The organism is Flavobacterium sp., assembly GCF_004211145.1.
Classification (GTDB): Bacteria; Bacteroidota; Bacteroidia; order Flavobacteriales; family Flavobacteriaceae; genus Flavobacterium.
On record NZ_SEBS01000014.1, the window covers coordinates 57,098 to 72,724 of the forward strand.

General features: G+C 47.4%; 12 protein-coding genes. 10 read left to right on the forward strand and 2 right to left on the reverse strand.

Translation table 11 applies throughout. The features are described 5' to 3' along the window. Positions 1 to 142 precede the first annotated feature (142 nt). On the forward strand, positions 143 to 739 hold the full coding sequence (locus tag EOO50_RS08655; protein ID WP_290839285.1) for a hypothetical protein: 597 nt from the start codon (positions 143 to 145) through the stop codon (positions 737 to 739). A 231-nt stretch (positions 740 to 970) separates the two neighbouring features. Here EOO50_RS08655 and EOO50_RS08660 read toward each other — a convergent pair whose 3' ends face one another. Then, the gene (locus EOO50_RS08660) at positions 971 to 1,237 is read right to left on the reverse strand and encodes a hypothetical protein (protein ID WP_290839287.1); all 267 of its coding nucleotides are present in this window, start codon (positions 1,235 to 1,237) and stop codon (positions 971 to 973) included. Positions 1,238 to 1,380: 143 nt separating this feature from the next. Between EOO50_RS08660 and EOO50_RS08665 the strand changes: the two genes are divergently transcribed. The 4 genes from EOO50_RS08665 to EOO50_RS08680 all read left to right on the forward strand — a co-directional run bounded on the left by EOO50_RS08665 (position 1,381) and on the right by EOO50_RS08680 (position 9,912). Beyond that, the gene (locus EOO50_RS08665) at positions 1,381 to 2,058 is read left to right on the forward strand and encodes a glycerophosphodiester phosphodiesterase family protein (RefSeq protein ID WP_290839288.1); all 678 of its coding nucleotides are present in this window, start codon (positions 1,381 to 1,383) and stop codon (positions 2,056 to 2,058) included. After that, positions 2,055 to 3,263, forward strand: coding sequence for an NAD(P)/FAD-dependent oxidoreductase (locus EOO50_RS08670; protein WP_290839289.1), 1,209 nt, complete (start codon positions 2,055 to 2,057; stop codon positions 3,261 to 3,263). Before EOO50_RS08665 ends, EOO50_RS08670 begins: the two co-directional genes overlap by 4 nt. 46 nt (positions 3,264 to 3,309) lie before the next feature. Then, positions 3,310 to 6,255: a T9SS type A sorting domain-containing protein gene (locus tag EOO50_RS08675; RefSeq protein WP_290839290.1), complete on the forward strand. Its 2,946-nt coding sequence runs from the start codon at positions 3,310 to 3,312 to the stop codon at positions 6,253 to 6,255. Between the two features lie 132 nt (positions 6,256 to 6,387). Further along, positions 6,388 to 9,912: a choice-of-anchor L domain-containing protein gene (locus EOO50_RS08680; protein WP_290839291.1), complete on the forward strand. Its 3,525-nt coding sequence runs from the start codon at positions 6,388 to 6,390 to the stop codon at positions 9,910 to 9,912. Between the two features lie 249 nt (positions 9,913 to 10,161). On the opposite strand, the gene EOO50_RS08685 is transcribed toward EOO50_RS08680, so the two are convergent. Then, a complete protein-coding gene (locus EOO50_RS08685; RefSeq protein ID WP_290839292.1) occupies positions 10,162 to 10,638 on the reverse strand; it encodes a TspO/MBR family protein in 477 nt (158 codons plus the stop codon). Positions 10,639 to 10,937: 299 nt separating this feature from the next. Here EOO50_RS08685 and EOO50_RS08690 point away from each other — a divergent pair, with 299 nt between their 5' ends. The 5 genes from EOO50_RS08690 (at position 10,938) to EOO50_RS08710 (ending at position 15,597) form a co-directional block, all read left to right on the forward strand. Continuing rightward, positions 10,938 to 12,032: a diphosphomevalonate decarboxylase gene (locus EOO50_RS08690; RefSeq protein WP_290839293.1), complete on the forward strand. Its 1,095-nt coding sequence runs from the start codon at positions 10,938 to 10,940 to the stop codon at positions 12,030 to 12,032. A gap of 59 nt (positions 12,033 to 12,091) precedes the next feature. Further along, a complete protein-coding gene (locus EOO50_RS08695) occupies positions 12,092 to 12,439 on the forward strand; it encodes a four helix bundle protein (protein WP_290839294.1) in 348 nt (115 codons plus the stop codon). Positions 12,440 to 12,475: 36 nt separating this feature from the next. Next, complete coding sequence (locus EOO50_RS08700; protein ID WP_290839295.1) at positions 12,476 to 13,414, forward strand: mevalonate kinase; 939 nt, start codon at positions 12,476 to 12,478, stop codon at positions 13,412 to 13,414. A gap of 83 nt (positions 13,415 to 13,497) precedes the next feature. Next, entirely contained in the window at positions 13,498 to 14,454 is a 957-nt protein-coding gene (locus EOO50_RS08705; RefSeq protein WP_290839296.1) for a geranylgeranylglycerol-phosphate geranylgeranyltransferase, read from the forward strand. A 195-nt stretch (positions 14,455 to 14,649) separates the two neighbouring features. Then, positions 14,650 to 15,597 carry a pseudouridine synthase gene (locus tag EOO50_RS08710; RefSeq protein ID WP_290839297.1) on the forward strand — a complete coding sequence of 316 codons (948 nt, stop codon included), beginning with the start codon at positions 14,650 to 14,652 and terminating at the stop codon, positions 15,595 to 15,597. The last annotated feature ends 30 nt before the right edge of the window (positions 15,598 to 15,627 follow it).

Below are 15,627 nucleotides of genomic sequence, written 5' to 3' on the forward strand. Positions count from 1 at the left end.
CGATGGCCGAATATTCAAACTTTGAAAATCAACATAAACGTTCTGGATTTTAGCAGCCTTTTGCTTTTTCAGAGATTGATTTGTAGAATAATTTCGATACTTTGCTTTGCCAAGTAACTTGCCACTAAAAATCACCGCCAAAATGAAGCAACGCCATTTTTTCGACGTACGTGAAATCGAGATTTTAGATCGCGAAGTTTCATACTATGAAAAACGACTGGGCAGCAACGAATATCGTCGGACCATCCGCTTTGAGGAAATTACGAATGTTAAAGTTGCCGAGAACAGGAATGGGTTGGTTTTCTTGGGCATAGCGGTTCTTTTTGTATTGTCGTCGTTCAGTGTCTTAGAAGACGGACACGAAGGAGAGAATTTGGGCGACTATATGTGGCTTTATTTTTTATTCATCGCTGTTCTTGCCGTGATATTCTATTTTTACAAGAGCGACAAGAACTGGAAAATATTTTTGTCGACCGGCTCATTTTTCTACATCTATTCAAATAAACCGAATACCGATGCCGTAAAAAATTTCCTCGATGAATTGTATTTAAAAAGAGACAAATATCTAAAAGACAAATATTTTTCGATCGATAAAAAAATGGGATATCAAAACAACCTGCAAAATCTCAATTGGTTAAAGCAAACCAAAGTCATCACCGACGAAGAGTTCGAAACACGCACTAAAGAATTAAAAATCGCATTCGCAATTGACGTGAAAGTCACAGGATTTCGAGGGTAAATTCTACTAATATCAAACGTGGCGAATCAGGCTTCATACGTTCTCCATTTGCTACGCATTAAGTTGAATAACGATCTATGGATTACGACATAATCTTATTCGGAATTAACCGTAAACACTCCTATTTAAACAAAAACCGCCTTTCACGACTAAATCATAAAAGGCGGTTTCTATTATCGCTAACTTATTTTCGATACCCGACGACTCCCAAATTGTCATCGGAAATCGTTGTTAAGCCGCCAATAACGGACGTTCTGTTCTCGTTTTGAAAAACGTATTCCAAAATTCGGCAAGACCGAAAAGTACTGTTCGGCTCGAGCAATTCGGGTTTTCGACGCAGCGATCTACGTGAAGGAATAATTTCGCCTTGAAGATTTCGGCTACCGATGAGATGTTCTGCTCGGAATCGACTTCCTCGCGAATCATTTCGGCGAATTTTTTTCGTTGGTCGGCACGTTCTGAGATCATCAGGTTCAGCGCCAATGTGTGTGATTGCATACTTTATTTATTGTTGTTTTGACATGCCAAAAATAATCGACGAACTGCACGTTTCATTTACAGTTTACGCGTGATTTGTTGTACAATATGACTTTTTCACCTGGTTGTGAAACAAACCGAAACCGTACCTTTGCCAAAAAAGAATGTACGTCATTGCACATCGCGGCGCCAAAGGTCATGTCAGTGAGAACACGATCGCGGCATTCCAAAAAGCGCTTGAAATGAACGCTCACGGCATCGAGCTCGACGTCCACCTGTCGAGCGATGGCGAAATCATCGTATTCCATGACGGACATACGGATCGACTGACGGGCGTTTCGGGCTCGGTGATTGATATGACATTGGCCGAAATACGACAATTGAAAGTCGATCTACACCATCAGATTCCGACGCTCGCCGAAGTGTTCGACCTCATCGACAAAAAAATCCTCATCAACATCGAACTCAAAGTCGAAGCCGCCGCAAAACCCGTGACCGAGCTCATCGAGAAGTATGTTTCCGAAAAAAACTGGAACTACGATTCGTTTTTAGTTTCCTCGTTTGATTGGACGGCGCTCCGGGAAATCCGGAATTGGAACGCGAAAATCCCGCTTGGCGTGTTGACCGAAACCGATCTTGATCTGGCGATCGGATTCGCAAAATCGATAAAAGCTGAGACGATTCATCCGTATTTCCATTTGCTGAATCCTGAAAACGTCGAAAAAACAAAAGCCGAAAACTTGCTGTTATACGCCTGGACAGTCAATATGCCCGAAGATATTTCGCGCATAAGGTCGCTCGGCGTTGACGGCCTCATAACCGATTATCCTGACCGAATATGAAAAGCTACGACATTGTTATAATCGGCGGAGGCGCGGCCGGTTTCTTCGCGGCGATCAACATTGCCGAGGCGCACCCGAACCTCAAGATCGCGATACTCGAACGCGGAAAGGAAACGCTTACCAAAGTCCGAATTTCAGGCGGCGGACGCTGCAATGTGACGCACGCTTGTTTCGATCCAGGTGAATTGGTCAAATTTTATCCGAGAGGCGAGAAAGAATTGCGCGGTCCGTTCCATACGTTCGCGTCGGGCGATACGATTGAATGGTTCGAAAAACATGGCGTCGAACTCAAAATCGAGGAAGACGGCCGCATGTTCCCCACGTCGGATTCATCACAAACGATTATCGACTGTTTCTTGAACGCCGCGAAAAAATGCAGGATCGACATACTGACCGGCCAAAGCGTGCAATCGGTTTTCAAGACCGACAAACATTGGAAAATCGAAACGCAGAACGAACAATACGCGACACCGAAACTCATTTTCGCCTCGGGCAGCAACCCTAAAATGTGGGAATTGCTTGAAACGCTCGGACATTCGATCGTCGAACCCGTTCCATCGCTTTTCACGTTCAACATAAAAGATGCGCGGATCAAGGATTTACCCGGAGTTTCGGCCATGGCGTCGGTAAAAGTCGCGGGTACGAAACTCGAATCGCGCGGGCCGTTGCTCGTTACGCATTGGGGTTTGAGCGGGCCTGCGATCCTGAAACTTTCAGCTTGGGGCGCGAGGATTTTGTCAGACAGGAAATACCAGTTCGGAATCTCGGTGAACTGGCTCGATTCGGTAGAAATTGACGAGGCCGAAACCATTTTGCGCGACCTTAAGAATGAACAACCCAAAAAGTCGGTCGCGTCGAAATCGCCTTTTGAGTTCGCGAACAGGCTTTGGGAAAGTTTGGTTTTGGCGTCGGGCATTCCGTCGGAAACAAAATGGGCCGACCTCAACAAAATCCAAATCCAGCAACTCGCCAAACAGCTAACCGATTGCAAGTTCAGCGTTAATGGAAAGAGCACGTTCAAGGACGAATTCGTCACGGCGGGCGGCATAGATTTGCGTGAGGTTAATTTCAAGACGATGCAAAGCAAGCTGCACGACAACCTGTATTTCGCGGGTGAAATTTTGAACATCGACGCCATAACGGGTGGATTTAATTTCCAGAATGCATGGACGGGCGGTTTTATTCTCGCAAAATCTATCACCTGAAAAACAAGCGATTGCGCAATTTGTTATATTTGAGAAAACAAACTGCATGAAAAAATTTCTACTATTTTCACTTTTTTCGTTTGTCGGTTTTTCTTCGAATGCACAATTCATCGAGCCTTTTGACGATGCGAGCGTGGCGGCGCCGACAGGAAACACCTGGGCTTTGCCAAGCGGAACATGGAGGATTTTGAACAACGGCGTCGGAACCCAACATTTCACGATGAGTCCTGAAGGCTCGACGGCGTTTCCCGCCAACACGCAACCGCATGCCGCATTTATAGCGCGTGAGAATATCGGAGCAGGAAATACGTCGATCGATTACCTCGTGACGCCTGCAACTCCTATCCCGGGATCAAATTCGACTTTTCGATTCAATACGCGCACCACGATTTCAGGCAACCAATTTTCGACTTATGAGTTGCGTGCGGCTCCCGCTTCATCCGATCCTACCGACATGGCCTCGTTTACGACACTACTCGCCGCCTGGACCGAGGACGGGATCGCAATGCCTTTCAATACGTACCAAAGCAAAACGATATCTTTGGGTCAGCTCGAAACGGCTCAGTCGTATTATTTTGCATTCGTTCGGACACTTACGCAACCTGACGACAATATTAGCGGTGACCGATGGCTTATTGATGACGTCGCGGTTATCCCAGCCTGCGATCCTCCTTCGGGACTGACAGCGACCCCGAGCGCGTCTTTCATCAACTTAAGCTGGCAGGCCGGAACGTCGGCCCAATGGGAAGTACATGTGGTTCAGGATGGCCAAAATTTCGATCCGCAATCGGGAACGCCGATAACGGTTTCAGGAAGTCCGATGGTATTTCTGGACGAAATGACGCAGCCCGGAACAACGGGGTTGCAGCCCGCTACGGCTTATAAGATATTCGTGAGAAGTGTGTGCGAATTCTCGACCAGCGAATGGATTGGCCCAATTATGTGCACCACGAATCCGTTGCCTTTGGAATGCGGCGGTATGTTCGTCGATTCAGGAGGCGTGGCGGGAAATTATTCCCCAAATGAAAACAGTGTCATAACCATTTGCCCCGAACAACCGGGCGAAGCCGTACTTGTAACGTTCACAGCATTCAATACTGAAGTAGGTTGGGACGCCTTATATGTATACGATGGCAACTCTATCGCCTCGCCTCAAATTTTGAGCATGAACGCTTCCGGCAACGTACCCGGCGGCCTTCCTGGCGGATACTGGGGAACCACTATTCCCGGACCTTTCGAATCGTCGAGTGCCGACGGTTGCCTTACGTTTTGGTTCAGGAGTGATTCGGCGATTACTCTTCCGGGATTTGTAGCGAACGTTTCGTGCAATGTGATCGGCAACTGTCCGAAACCGTTGAATCTGGCTATCGTAGGTGCAACGCCGACAACAGCCACGTTCAGTTGGGCCGAAGCCGCTAACGCGACGTCTTGGGAGGTTCTTGCGTTGCCGTGCGGATCGCCGTCTCCCAATTTCTCGACCGTGGGAATTCCTGTCACTGCGACAACCTATACCTTCACGGATCTTTCAGCGAACACTTGCTACGAATTCTACGTACGCGCGAATTGCAGCGACGTGACAAGCGCTTGGGCGGGACCAGCCGGTAACGAAACCGAGAACACGACCCGATTTCTCCTGAAAGCTTTCGTGGACGACAACGACAACGGTGTTGCGGATTCAAACGAGCCTCTTTTTACGTTCGGAACCTTCAGCATGGAAATAAACGATTCGGGCGATGTGTCGCAATTCGTCTCCAATTCCGGGCAAATCATAATACCTGAGCCCGACCCGACGGCGACATATGATTTCACGTTTTCGATCTTCCCTGAATTTTCAACTTATTATTCCATTGCGCAAAACCAGCAACTGAATATTCCTGCTCCCGCAACCAATACGACGACTGAAATCTTGTTCCCGATTTCGATGGATCAAACGTATACCGAAGTATCGGTGGTCATTTTGTCTCCACAGCCGCCGCGAGCGGGCATGAACTGGAACAATTCGGTAAGCATCCGAAATAACGGGACGGGCAGTGCCAGCGGGACTTTGACTTTCGCAAAAGATCCTGTGACGACTTCCATATCCGTCTCGCCAATTGGACCTGTTTTAAATGCCAACGGTTTTTCGCACACGTTTACCAACTTACCTTCGGGTGGCGTCCAATGGTTTTCGACCGACATGTTAGTGCCTAACATTCCGCAGGTTGCAATCGACCAACCGCTCACGAACAGCGCCGATGTTACGGTTGACGGCGACATCGATACGAGTAACAATGCGTTTTCGATCACGCGACTCGTCACTGCGTCCTACGACCCGAATGACATTTTCGAATCTCATGGTCCGCAAATCATTGCTGACGAATTCGCGGCCTCGGAATATTTATATTACACGATCCGTTTCCAGAACACGGGTAATGCCGAGGCGTTCGACGTCCGAATTGAAAACACGTTGGACACTCAGCTCGATGCGCAAAGCATCCGAATGGTCGCCGCGAGCCATGATTACGTAATGGAACGATCAGGAAACGATTTAATCTGGAAATTCAACGACATCAACCTTACCTGGCAATCGCAAAGCGAGGAATTGAGCCAAGGTTACGTCGTGTACAAAATTCGTGCGAATGCAGGTTTCGAAAGTGGCGATGTGATTCCCGCCTTGGCCGAAATCTACTTTGACGGAAATCCGGCGATTGTCACCGAAACATTTACCACGACATTTACCGACGCGCTTTCAAGCCCTGATTTCAACCAGAATTCGATCGCGCTTTTCCCAAATCCCGCGAGTTCTTCGTTTACCGTGAAGTCGCAACAAGCCGGCACGCATTTGTCAAAAGTGATCGTGACGGATTTGCTCGGAAAAAACATCTTGGTTGCGCAAATTGATGTTGCCGACGAGGTTCCGATCGACGTTTCCGGTTTGTCGAAAGGCATGTATCTGGTCGAGATTACGACATCGGACAATCTCAAGACAGTCAAAAAATTGGTCGTCAAATAAAAACTTAAAAAAATCTTAAATACAATCCCGCGTAATCAGCGGGATTTTTTGTTTTTACTACGAATCAGGCAATTGACCTATTGTCTAGTCGACTGACTTTCAATATATTTACTATCACCTAAAACAACAACAATGAAAAAACAACTACTCTTCGTGTTTTTCGTTTCGCTTTTTTCGTCGGCTTCATTTGCGCAGACGGCCTGTAATTCGATTTTTACCGACAGCGGCGGACCAACGGGAAATTACCCTAACAACGCAAATCAAGTAACTACGATCTGCCCCGATTCACCCGGAGATTACGTCACCATAACTTTTACGGCTTTCAATATTGAAAACGGCTGGGACGGATTGTACGTCTTTAACGGAAACAGCATAAGCAGCGGCCAAATTGAAAGCGCGAATCCGCCGCAAAACGTTCCAGGCGGGCTCGCCGGTGCTTTTTGGGGAACTACCATTCCCGGTCCTTTTACGTCGTCGAGTCCTGATGGCTGCCTTACGTTCCAATTCCGGAGCGATTCGTCTGTCGATAATCCCGGTTGGATCGCCAACGTGACTTGCGGCCCTCCGCCTGTTTGTCCGGCGCCGACTTCTTTGGCCGTTGCTTCGGTCACTTCGATGACTGCGGTGTTGACTTGGCTCGAAAACGGATCGGCGGTTTCCTGGGAAGTACTCGCGTTGCCTTGTGGAAGCCCTGCTCCTACGGCATCGACTTCAGGGACTTTGGTTACGGCGAATCCGTTCATGGTGCCGGCGTTAGCAGCCAATACATGTTACGATTTTTATGTTCGATCGAATTGCTTCTCGGACGGCTTCAGTTTGTGGACCGTCGGCGCTACGGCCACGACACTTTTTGCGCCGCTTGAATGTGGCGACCAATTTTTCGACGCGGGAGGTTCGGCTGCCAATTATCCGAACGATGCCAACATCGTCACAACCGTCTGTCCTGAGAACACGGGCGATGCGGTTCGCGTGACTTTTACATCTTTTAGCACCGAGGCTGCTTCTGATGGTCTTTATGTTTTCAACGGAAATTCGACATCGGCGCCACAGATCGCGAGTTCAAATGGCCCTGGGTCTATTCCATCGGGTCTGGCGGGTTCATTCTGGGGCACTTCCATTCCCGGTCCTTTTGAATCGTCGAGCGCCGATGGTTGCCTCACATTCGTATTCCGAAGCGACTTCACGATAACCTCTACGGGTTGGGCGGCCGACGTGATTTGCGTCGATCCGACGAATACGTGTTTCGCACCAACGAATCTTGCGCTCAGTGATTTGACGGCCGAAACCGTTACGCTTACTTGGGATTCTACAGGAACAGCGTCCCAGTGGTTGATAACGCTGGATACGGCCCAAGGTCCTGAAACTTATACGGCGACGTCGAGCCCATACACGATTAGCGATTTGATTCCGAATTCACAATATTCGGCAAACATAAAGGCGATTTGCACAGCCGACATTTTCACAGGTTATTCGAATTCGGTAGGTTTCGCGACGCCGATACCCGACGCGAATATGGTGACGGTTGATACGAGTTTGTATACGACATCTGAATTGGTTCAGTCGGTTTTGGTCGACAATCCATGCATCGCGGTATCGAACGTGACGTCGAGTACGGGAACGAATTTCGGATCGACGAATGGAATCGGATTCTTCACGAACACCAATCCTAATTTTCCGTTATCGTCAGGAATCGTTTTGGTATCGGGCGACGCAAATCTTATCAATGATCCAGCGCCTTCATCGCTTGGAACAGGTGGTCTTGGCTGGCCTGGCGATCCGGAGCTTGAAGTGATCATCAGCGCCGCGATTGGAGCGCCTATGAATTCCTACAACGCGACAGTGCTTGAATTCGACTTTACCGCACTCAATGAATATATGAGTTTCAATTTCCTTTTCGCGTCTGAAGAATATGGAAATTTCCAATGTACATACGCCGATGCTTTCGCGTTTTTGCTCACCGATGTCGAAACGGGAATCACGACGAATCTCGCAGTTGTTCCGGGAACGACGAATCCGGTTTCGGTCGTAACGATTCGCGACGACGAATATAATACGAGTTGTGCGTCAGTCAACGAAGGCTATTTCGATCAGTATTTCGGAACCGCTTTTTGGGATGCCGCCCACGTTTTCATCGGGCAAACCGCGTTGATGACAGCTTCGTCGGCGATCATCCCGAACCATCAATATCATATCAAGCTCGTTGTTGCCGACAGGACCGACGCCATTTTGGATTCGGCCGTGTTCATCGAGGCCGGAAGTTTTACATCGGGCCCGCCTCAATGTTCCGACAAGATTGAACTCGTGGCTTTCGTCGATGAAAATTCGAACGGTGTAAAAGACACGGGCGAAGAAGCGTTTACGCATGGTTCGTTCACGGTCGAGCAGAATAATTCAGGTACGGTTTCACAAGTGTATTCGCCTTTCGGCACGTACGATTTATACGATGCGAATCCTGCCAATTCATACGATTTGGGTTATGCGTTGCAATCGCAATATGGTGCTTTTTACAGCAGTTCAGCTTCTTACGCCGACTTGGCGATCGCGACCGGAAGCGGAACGCAGACCGTTTATTTCCCGATCGTGCTGACGCAGCCGTTTAATGACGTGACGGTTTCCATCGTTTCGGTTTCGCCTCCGCGTGCAGGAACGTCGTATCAGGAAAAAATCGTGTATACGAACAACGGCGTGAGCGCGGCATCGGGAACGGTTTCGTTTACCAAAGATTCTCCTACGACGATTACCTCGGTTTCCCAACCCGGAACAGTCGCCAACGCGACCGGATTTACATATGCGTTCACCAATTTGCAGCCGAATGAGACGCGACAGTTTTTGGTCACGTTGTCGGTTCCGGCGATTCCGACGGTGAACATCGGTGATTTACTCACGAATTCAGTTACGATTTCGGCGCCGTCAGGCGATATCGACCTTGACAACAATTCGTTCACGAATACGCAAGTTGTCGTGGCGTCGTACGATCCGAACATGGTGACCGAAGCGCACGGCGAGAAAATTGATTTTGAAAGTTTTGCGCAGGACGATTATTTATATTACACGATCCATTTCCAGAATACGGGAACTGCGAACGCGATCACGGTTCGCATCGAGGACGTGCTCGACGCCCAACTCAACGAGGAAAGTATCGTGATGCTAAATGCAAGCCACGACTATGTGATGGAACGCGTCGGGAACCAATTGGTTTGGACGTTCGACTACATCATGCTTCCCGGACAATTGCAGGACGAGGAACTCAGTAAAGGTTATGCGTTCTTTAAGATCAAATTGAATCCCGGTTTTGCGGTTGGCGATATCGTGCCGAACGCCGCCGGAATTTATTTCGACAGCAATCCGGTCGTGGTTACCGAACCATTCAACACCGAATTCATGGCCGCGCTCGCAACCGCCGACTTCAACGCCGGAAACTTGATTTTGTTCCCTAACCCGACGAATACATCGTTCACGGTCAGCCTTTCGCATACTGCCGACGGACTGAAAACCATTTCAGTTCACGACATGCTGGGCAAGATCGTGAGAAAACAAGATGCGGGTTCAGGTTCACAGACCAGCGTCGACGTTTCAGGATTATCAAAAGGAATTTATATGGTAGAGATCCTGACCGAAAACGACCGTCGTGTCGTGAAGAAATTGATTATCAAATAACGAATGTAATCAGGTGAAAAAAGTCCTTTCCTAAGTTGTGGAGAGGACTTTTTTTGTTTTTATCGATTGCCGATTCGGAGATTGGTTCGCGCGAGGGATACAAGTGGAAATCCTGACGTTGCCGAACGATTCGTGCCCGACAAAAAAGTCGATCCCGGCAAAGGCAGATTGGAACGGTAGCCCGACGGCGGCCTTTTCAAAAGTTCAACGTTAAGCAAGACGATCCAGGCCGGCGACGCGCCCAAAAAATCATCGGTTCAAATACCAGATCGAAGCGTTCAGCACCATCGCGAAACTTACCCAAAGCAAATATGGAATGAAAAGCCAACCCGCGAATTTGTTGAGTCGGATGAATTTGTGGAAGGTTTCGTAGATCATGAGCCACAACAATGCGATTTCGATGAGCGCGAGCATCGGGTTTCGCAAGCCGAAGAACAAAAGCGACCACGCGGCGTTTAAAGCGAGTTGGATGAAAAAATATAGAAGTGCTTTTTTGGTGTCTTCGCGTTGGATTTCGATGCGACCCCAAACTAGTCCCGCGGCGACGCCCATCATTACGTAAAGCGTTGTCCAGACAGGAAAGAACAACCAATTGGGCGGATTGAACGATGGTTTTTCGAGTAACGGGAACCATGTGTTGACGCTCGACTGCGTGACTTGGCCCGAGATGTAGCCGACTCCGACGCAGGTGGCGACCATGATGGCGATTTTGGTAAGTTTATTCATAGACTCGCTTCGCTTTAGGACGCGTTGCACTTAGGATGCGCTGCGCTTTAGACACGCTTCGCTTAGGATTTGTGCGAAGACAGGATAAAGTTAGGGATTTTTTTGGAAGAAAGGAGAAAGTTGGGGAACTTGGAAAGTCGCAAAAGTCCGTAAAGACGAGTTGGATAGGAAGGACATTTTATCTTCGGAGGCGAATTCGCGAACGTAACTTAAACGTCTTTCCCGACTTTTAAAAACTTTACCGCTTCAGCACTTCAGCACTTCAGCACTTCCTGCTATCTTTGCCCAAACTATTTTTTATGTCGAAAGACACTGATTTCATCCCGAAACAATATTCCCAAACCGCTGAACGCGGAAGTTTTACCTGGAGTGCGCCGAGTAACATCGCGCTCGTGAAATATTGGGGAAAAAAGGAACCGCAATTGCCCGCGAATCCGTCGATCAGTTTTACGCTGGATTCGTGCAAAACGGTTACTACGCTTGGTTTTGAAAAAAAAGTAAACAATGGAAATTTCTCGTTCGACTTACTCTTCGAAGGCCAGCCGAAAGAGGATTTCAAACCCAAAATCGAGAAATTCTTTTTGCGCATTTTCGAATATTTGCCGTTTTTGAAGGATTTTCATTTTACGATCGATACGAAAAATACGTTCCCGCATTCGTCGGGGATCGCGTCGTCGGCATCGGGAATGGCGGCGCTCGCTGTAAATTTGATGAGCGTCGAAAAATTGTTCGATCCTGGAATGTCCGATGATTATTTCAACCAAAAAGCATCGTTCTTGGCGCGACTCGGTTCGGGAAGCGCGTGCCGAAGCGTGAAAGGCGAGATCGTGGTTTGGGGAAAACACGATGGAATTGCGGGAAGTTCGGATTTGTACGGAGTCGAATTCCCGTTTACCGTACACGAAAATTTCGAGAATTATCAGGATACGATTCTGCTCGTTGAGAAAGGACAGAAAGAAGTTTCGAGTACGGTCGGACATGAGTTGATGTTCGGGCATCCGTTTGCCGAAAGACGTTTTCAACAGGCGCATGAAAATTTGTCGAAAGTCAAGTCGGCGCTTGAAAACGGCGATCTCGAATCGTTCGTGAATGTCGTGGAAAGTGAAGCGCTCACGCTACATGCGATGATGATGACGTCCAACCCGTATTTTATCTTGATGCGTCCGAATACGCTTGAAATCATAAACCGTATCTGGAAATTCCGACGCGAGACGGGAATCCAGGTCTGTTTCACGCTCGATGCAGGCGCAAATGTGCATGTTTTATATCCCGAAAACGTTACCGTTCAAGTTTTGCAATTTATTAGGAGTGAGTTGGTTGCGTATTGTAAAAATGGGGAGTACATTTGTGATGGAATTGGACGAGGCAGTCAATTAATAATTAATAATGAATAATTAATAATTAATAATGATTGCCGTACCTTTGATTATATACACGCCATACAGACCAAGTCATGAAAAGAAATATCGTTCGCGAAAAATCGTATGCATTCGCGATTGAAATCGTTGAGCTTTCACAGTCATTGATTCTTCAACGGGAATTTGTGCTCTCGAGGCAGATTCTGAAATCGGGAACTTCGATAGGTGCAAATATCAGGGAAGCCGAATATGCTCAAAGCAAAGCTGATTTCATTCATAAATTGTGCATCTCGCTTAAAGAAGCGAATGAGACTGAATATTGGTTGGATTTGCTTTTCGATTGCAAATACATTGACGAAGCGACATTTCAAAAACGAAAAATCTCGGTATCGGAATTGTTGCGTTTATTGACGAGAATTATCAAAACTGCGAAGTCCAAGTAATTATTAATTATTCATTGTTAATTATTAATTGAATAAATGAAAGGCCCATTATTTTACTCAAAAATCCTACTTTTCGGAGAATACGGAATCATTAAAGATTCCAAAGGCTTATCAATTCCATACAATTTTTACAATGGCGCTTTGAAGGTGTCCGACAATCAGACCGACGAGGCGAAAGCATCGAATGCGAGTTTGAGCCGTTTTGTTTTCTATCTCGAGAAACTGCAGCAGGAACAACCTGAACTTGTGCAATTTGAAATCGAGAAACTGCACCACGATGTCGCCGAAGGCATGTATTTCGATTCATCGATCCCGCAAGGCTACGGAGTCGGATCAAGCGGCGCTTTGGTTGCTGCGATCTATGACAAATACGCAAAAGATAAAATTACGGTGCTCGAGAATCTCACTCGAGAAAAACTATTGAAACTCAAGACGATTTTCGGACAAATGGAATCGTTTTTCCACGGAAAAAGTTCTGGACTCGACCCGTTGAATTCATATTTGAGCATCCCGATCCTGATCAATTCGAAAGACAATATTGAGGCGACGGGAATTCCCGCACAACGCGCGACCGGACATGGAGCCGTGTTTTTGCTCGACTCGGGAATCGTTGGAGAAACGGCGCCGATGGTCAATATTTTCATGGAAAACCTAAAAGACAAAGGTTTCCGTGCGATGCTTAAAAACCAATTCGTAAAATATACCGATTTGTGCGTCGAGAACTTCCTCGGCGGCGACATGAAATCGCTTTTTGCCAACACCAAGAAACTTTCAAAAGTCGTGTTGAATAATTTCAAGCCGATGATTCCCGAGCAATTCCATGGGATTTGGCAACACGGGATCGACACCAATGATTATTATCTGAAACTCTGCGGATCTGGCGGTGGCGGTTATATTTTGGGCTTTACCGAAGATTTGGAGAAAGCGCAGAACGCTTTGAAAGACTATAAATTGGAAGTCGTTTATCAATTTTGATTGACGTCTTGGGAACAACCCTTTAAGGGTTTGAAACCCTTAAAGGGTTAATCCAACATCGAAATTCCACCAACACAAACCCTATGTTAAGCCGCAAGAGCAAATTACGCGTAAAAAAAATCGTGAGTTTGTTCTCGGTCGTGCGCGGCTACAACATCCCCGTGATCGCAATCGCGCAGTATCTGTCGGCGGTGTTTATTTTGTCGCCTCCGCACATGCCCGCGCTTGAGGTCGTGCTTAATATCGACATTTTCCTTTTGGTCTTGGCGTCGAGTATCGCGATCGCTTCGGGCTACATCATCAATAATTTTTACGACAGCGAGAAAGACCTGATCAACCGTCCGCGCAAATCCATGCTCGATCGTCTGGTGAGCCAAAAAACGAAATTGTATGTGTATTTCTCGCTCAATTTCCTGTCGGTTTTTGTGGGTTGGCTGGTTTCGTGGCGGGTCGCGTTGTTTTATGCGATGTACATTTTCGTGATCTGGTTCTATTCGCACAAGCTCAAGAAATATCCGATCATCGGGAATGTTACGGCCTGTTTGCTTGCGATTGCGCCGTTCTTCGGAATCCTGCTGTATTTCTCCAAGCTCGATCCGTATGCGATGTTCCGACCGATGCAACTCGAAATCATCATCGCGCATGCTGCATTCCTGTTTTTATTACTGCTGATCCGCGAAATGACGAAAGACCTCGAGAATCTACGAGGCGATTTTGCGACCAATTATAAAACCGTTGCCGTCGTGTATGGCGAATCGGTTTCGAAGACCGCGATTACGACTTTGGCGGCGCTCACGACGATCCCGGTTTATGTATTGATCGAAACCGTCGACGTCGGCTACATGGACATTTACTTTTACGTCTGTTTGATTTTTCTGCTATTCTTCGTGATTTTTCTGTGGCGTTCCGACAGCCGAAAGCAGTTCCTCGCGTTGCACAACACGTTGAAATTCCTCATCGTCGCCGGTGTTTTCTGCATCGTCTTGATCGAGCCGAGTGTTTTGTGGCATGGAAAAAAGATGTTGTTGTCGGCCATCTAACTTCGACATTCGTTATTCAATGTTCGTTATTCGTCATTAATCATTTGCTTAGCGTTTTTGAATGCCGAACATCGATTACTGAACATTGAATTTCGAAGTGATTCAAGGTCCGGCACAAACGACTACGACAACAAATCCCAAAACGATGCGCCCGAAAGCGTTAACGTTGCGTATCTTTGCAAAAAATTCATCGGGATGGACAAGCCTAACAACGACAAACGCAACTTCAGCAAAAAGACCGGATCTGACGGACGCACCAATTTTTCCAAGCCTTCACGAGGCGGCGCAGCACGCAGCGAATCGAAACCGGCCTTGCCGAAACGTTCCCAGAAACCCAAGAAAGACGAGTCGAAACCCGCGTTTGAAAAGCCCGGACAAAAACCCGCGCGTGCGCCTAGGAAGAGCGAACCAAAGGCGAAAGTCGCAAAAAATCCCGATGAGATCCGTTTGAACAAGTACATCGCGAATTCGGGCATGTGCTCACGCCGCGATGCCGATATCTATATCCAATCGGGCAATGTAAAAGTGAACGGCGTTCCCGTGACTGAAATGGGCTACAAAGTGAAACCCGGCGATGTCGTGAATTTCGACGGTGCCCTGATCACGCCCGACAAGAAAGAATACGTACTGCTCAACAAGCCCAAAAACTTCACGACGGCCGGAGAAGGCGAACTCGAGATGCGCAACGTGCTCGATCTGATCAAGGCTTCGGGCAACAACAAACTCAAGCCGGTCGGCCGAATGGATAAGAACACGACAGGATTGTTGTTGTTCACGAACGATTCGGACATGATCCGAAAGTTCAGCCAGCCGAACCAAAAATCCCCAAAAATCTATCAGGTTTCCCTCGACAAGAATCTGAAGTTCGAAGACCTCGAGAAGATTTCAGGCGGCGTCACATTGGACGAGCACCGTTTGTATGTGGACGAAATCTCGTACATCGAAAACCAACCCAAAACCGAGATCGGATTAAAACTCCGCACGGCAAACGTAAAAGTGGTACGTTCTATTTTTGAATCGTTCAAATACAACGTATTAAAGATCGATCGCGTGGCTTTTGCTGGACTTACCAAGAAAAACTTGCAACGTGGCGACTGGCGATTCCTGACTGAACAGGAAATCATAAACCTGCGCAACGCCTAAGTTTCCGCGTTTTTTGATACTTGGAAGTTA